The 4,159-nt window shown below is 62.5% G+C and carries 4 protein-coding genes; all 4 read left to right on the forward strand.

All coding sequences use genetic code 11. From position 1 onward, the window contains the following. On the forward strand, positions 1-898 hold an 898-nt coding region (locus ABW043_RS09730), incomplete at its 5' end, for a LacI family DNA-binding transcriptional regulator (RefSeq protein ID WP_353921013.1). Positions 899-1,249: 351 nt separating this feature from the next. After that, positions 1,250-2,401, forward strand: a complete 1,152-nt coding sequence (locus ABW043_RS09735; RefSeq protein ID WP_353921014.1) for an extracellular solute-binding protein — start codon at positions 1,250-1,252, stop codon at positions 2,399-2,401. Next, positions 2,398-3,276, forward strand: a complete 879-nt coding sequence (locus tag ABW043_RS09740) for an ABC transporter permease (protein WP_353921015.1) — start codon at positions 2,398-2,400, stop codon at positions 3,274-3,276. Before ABW043_RS09735 ends, ABW043_RS09740 begins: the two co-directional genes overlap by 4 nt. Before the next feature lies 1 nt (position 3,277). Continuing rightward, positions 3,278-4,102: an ABC transporter permease gene (locus ABW043_RS09745; protein WP_353921016.1), complete on the forward strand. Its 825-nt coding sequence runs from the start codon at positions 3,278-3,280 to the stop codon at positions 4,100-4,102. Positions 4,103-4,159 lie beyond the last annotated feature (57 nt).

Consider the following 4,159-nt stretch of genomic DNA (forward strand, 5'->3'; position numbering starts at 1 on the left):
AACCCGCCGCAAGGTGCTCGAAGCAGCCGGCGAGCTTGGCTATCACGTCAATCACCTCGCCCGTGGCCTGCGCGAGCGCAGCAACATCGTCTGCCTCGTCGTCGCCGACATGACGACCCCCATCCGCGCCCGCCTCGTCGACGTGCTGACGCGAAAATTGCAGGCCGCCGGCAAGGTGATCATGATCATCAATACCGGCACCGACGAGGAAAGCGTCGCCGCTGCGCTGCGCCAGACCCTCAACTATCGCGCCGACGCCACCGTCGTGCTCTCGGGCACCCCCTCGGCAAAGCTGATCGAAACTAGCCTTGCCAATGGCCAGCAGGTTATCCTCATCAATCGCGACGATCCGCTCACCGGCTGCCATAATCTCAGCGTCGACAACGAAATGGCCGGGCGCGAGGCCTTCTTTCTGCTCCGCCGCGCCGGCTGCAAGCGCCTCGCCCTCGTCACCTCGACGGCCAGCACGGCAAGCCTTCTCGAGCGCGAGCGCGTCTTCGTCGAGGTCGCCAAGGAAGCCGGCATGGCCGTCACCGTCATGGCCGCCGGCCCCACCAATTACGCCTCGGGCTACGAAAGTGCCCGCCGACTTTTCGGCCGCTCCGATGGTCCCGATGGCGTCTTCTGCGTCACCGATCTTCTGGCTCTGGGCTTCATGGATGCCGCCCGCCACGAATTCGGCCTCTCCCTTCCGAACGATCTCTGCCTTGTCGGATTCGATGATATCGATGAAGGCGATTGGCAATCCTACAAGCTCACCACCTTCGCCCAGCCCTTTGCTGCAATGGGTGATCACCTTGTTGAACTGCTTGGCGAGGCCAGTCCGGCCGAAGCCGGCCGGCGGATTTTCGAGCCCGTTCCGATCTGGCGAAAAAGTGTAAGGCCATCAGCGGACTAACCCGTCCGATCTTCCGCTGACAGGTCCCTCCACAGCGTTGCACACGGTCGCAATGAGTGGGCTGTCATGAAAGCGTTATCGAAGCCAAATATCTAGCTTCGCCGACAGAGATGCAAATGCACTTGTGTGCAAGCGTCATTCGGTGTTGTCTATGCACGCGCTCTGCGTGGTCCCGGCAATATCCGACATAGAATCGGAATTGCCCGCCGCGCTGCAGCAGTGAGGAGGGGAGTTCCATAGAGTTTGCGGATGCGGGCTGGTGCGCATCTGCTTGTCGGCCTTGCCGGCTCATGGACTCCGTCGCCAGCGCAGCTAGGGTACCCTCTGGGGATGCCCATATGGGAGAACACGATGAAACGCCGCAATTTCCTGATTTCCGCCGCCGCCATGACAGCCGGCGTCACCATTATGCCGCGCCTGGCCTTCGCTGCCGAAGGCGTGATCGATGTCTATTTCACCTCGGACCAGAACGTCATCGACTTCTGGACCAATGTGGTGAAGCCCAAGTTTGAAGCCGCCAATGCCGGCATCACGCTGAACCTGGTTGACGGTGGCGACGGCGCCGGCGTTGCCGCCATCGGCGACCGCGCTCTCGCAGCTCTCGCCAGCGGCACCGATCCGCAGGCCGACCTCTTTGAAGGCTTTGATACCCGCGTCACCGTCGATGGTATCGCCAAGGGCCTCTATGTCGATTTCGAAACGGCTGGTCTCTCCAACTATTCCAAGATCAACCCGCTCGCCTTCGACATCCCGACCAACCTGCCCTATCGCGGCAGCCAGGTTCTGCTGGCCTACGACACCACCAAGCTCGATCCTGCTTCCGTGCCGAAGACCTGGGCCGACCTCGTCACCTGGATCAAGGCCAATCCGGGCCAGTTCATCTACAACCGTCCCAACAAGGGCGGTTCGGGTGGCAACTTCGTCCGCCGCGCCATTTTCGAAGCCAATGGCAATGATCCCACCAAGTTCACCGTCGACAATTTTACCGACGCGCTGGCCACCGAAACCCTGACCCCGGCCTGGGAGATCCTCAACGATCTCGCCCCCTCGCTCTTTGAAGGCGGCGCCTACACTTCGGGCAACACCCAGTCGCTGCAGCTCCTAGGCCAGTCGGCCGTCACCATGATCCCGGCCTGGTCCGATCAGGCTCTCTCGGCTATCGCCCAGGGCGTTCTTCCGGAAACGACCGGCCTCGTGCAGCTTCAGGACCTTGGTCTCCCCGGCGGCTTCACCAAGCTCGCAGTGCTGTCCAACGGCACCAACAAGGATGCAGCCCTCAAGCTTGCTGACTTCCTCCTCACCGAGGAAATCCAGTCGGCCGTGCTGACCGAGCTCGGTGGCTTCCCCGGCGTCTCCTGGGATCACGTCTCGGCCGAACTGCGTGAAAAGTTCGCCGACATCATCCCGGCCTCGATCCCGACCTTCCCGGGCGGCAAGTGGGAAACTGCCGTCAATGACGGCTGGTACCGCGCCGTTGCACCGAACGTGGACCCTGCCTCGTGACCACTACAGACGCGGGCGCCTTGGCGCCCGCACCCACGCAACGCAAGAGGCCGATTGGCCTCTTGCTCGTGGCCGTCCCCGTTTTGCTGGTTCTCTGGCTGATCATCTGGCCCATCATCGCGGCCATGATCCAGACCATCTGGCTGCCGACCCCCGATGGTGGTCGCGCCCTTTCGGTCTCGACCTATCAGTTCTTCGCCAGCGATCCCTATAGCCGCGCGAACCTGGCTATCACGCTCTGGACCACCGGCGTCTGCGCCGTGCTCCTGCTGCTGGTCTGCCTGCCGATCGCGCTCTATCTGCGTTTTTCCAATACGCGCATCGCCGCCTATGTGCAGGGCCTCGCCATCTTCCCGATGTTCGTGCCCTCGATCATCCTGAGCTTCGCGTTCATCCGCGTGCTCGGCCCCAATGGCACGGTCGATCTGCTGCTCAATTCGGTGGGCCTGCCCAAGATCAAGTCGCCCTACCTCACCCCCTGGGGTCCGGTCATCGGTCTTGTCTGGGACAATATCCCCCTCACGGTGCTGATCCTTCTTTCCGGCCTCGGCAACGTGTCCAATCAGGCCATTGAAGCGGCGCGCGATGTCGGGGCAGGGCGCATTGCGCTCCTCTGGCACATCATCCTGCCGCGCCTCTCCAATTCCATTCTCGTCGCCATTTCCTTTGCGGTGCTGGGCATCTTCTCGTCCTTCACGCTGCCCTACATCCTTGGGCCCGCCGCGCCGGAAATGATGGGCCCCTTCATGCAGCGCACCTTCCGCGATCTCTTCGATCCGACCAATGCGATCACCCAGGCCGTTATCACCTTCGGCTTCTGCATTCTCTTCGGGCTCTTCTACGTGCGCTCCGTCGCCAAGAACAGGACGCCCTGACATGAGCGCCACCGTCAAAGTCTCCCAGCCGATCGACTGGACCGGCATTGTCTTCGCCGTCGTCCTCACCCTTGTCATCGTCGTGCCGCTGCTCGTCGTCGGCACCTGGGCCTTCACCAATGTCTGGCGCTTCCCCTCGGTCATCCCGCAGGAATTTGGCCTGAAATTCTGGTATCAGACCCTGGCCCGCGCCGACGTCTGGAGCTCCATCACCATGAGCCTGACGCTGGCCACCACGGTGACGGTCCTCTCCGCCATCATCTGCCTGCCGGCCGCCTACGCCTTCGCCCGCCTGGACTTCCCCGGCCGCGATATTTTGTTCTTTTCGTTCCTAGCTGGCCACGCCTTCCCCAAGTTCGGCCTCCTCGTCGCCATTGCCGGCATCTTCCTCCAGCTCAATCTCATCGGCACCTTCTGGGGCGTCGTTCTCATCCAGCTCGTCGGCACGCTCTTGTTCATGATCTGGATTCCCGTCGCCGCCTTCCAGGCCGTCGACCGCCGCATGGAAGAAGCCGCCAGAGACGTCGGCGCATCGCCCTTCCGCGTCTTCTGGTCGATCACCCTGCCACAGGCCGGCCCGACCATCGCCGCGGCCCTGCTCTTGAGCTTTGTCGGTACCTTCTACGAAACCGAAGGCGCCGGGCTCATCGGCGCGCCCCAGGTCCGCACCCTGCCGGTCTTGATGATCTCCTTCATCAACAACCAGCCCGTCATCCAATATGGCGCCGTGCTCTCGGTCCTCCTCTGGGTCCCGAGCTTCATCGCCCTTTTGTTCGCGCGCCGCGTCGTCAATTCCGGCTCCTTCGCCAAGGGCTTTGGCGCATGATTTTTTCGGACCAAATGGCACGGGCCCTTCCACTCTTCACCTCTCCCTTCGGGGGAG

The organism is Devosia sp. (genome assembly GCF_040509215.1).
In the GTDB taxonomy this organism is placed as follows: Bacteria; Pseudomonadota; Alphaproteobacteria; order Rhizobiales; family Devosiaceae; genus Devosia.